Origin of the sequence: Pseudomonas sp. Xaverov 259, from assembly GCF_019352915.1 — a bacterium.
Classification (GTDB): Bacteria; Pseudomonadota; Gammaproteobacteria; order Pseudomonadales; family Pseudomonadaceae; genus Aquipseudomonas.
In genome coordinates this window covers 757,730-757,984 of record NZ_JAAAFV010000031.1, presented here as the reverse complement: position 1 = coordinate 757,984, position 255 = coordinate 757,730, and the positions used below count along the sequence as shown (strand labels likewise).

General features: G+C 66.7%; 1 pseudogene. It reads left to right on the top strand.

Going from position 1 to position 255, the window contains the following annotated elements:
* Window positions 1-255, top strand: a pseudogene (locus K0H48_RS13885) (cell surface protein); the annotation flags it as partial.

The window sequence follows — 255 nt, the reverse complement described above, 5'->3', positions numbered from 1 at the left end:
GCCCTGGGCAATGGCGCGACGGCAGGATCGGCTAACTCTGTAGCCCTGGGCAGCGGGTCTTCCGCCACTGGCGCGACGTTGGGCACCGCTGCCTTTGGTGTCGGCGGCACTGCCATCACAGGTGGTGAAGTCAACGTGGCAAACGGCGCCAACGGTCGGCGCATCACCGGCCTTGCCGCGGGTGCTTCGGCCACCGACGCGGTCAATGTCAGTCAGCTGAATAAAACCGGCCAGGATACGGCGGCAGCCTTGGGC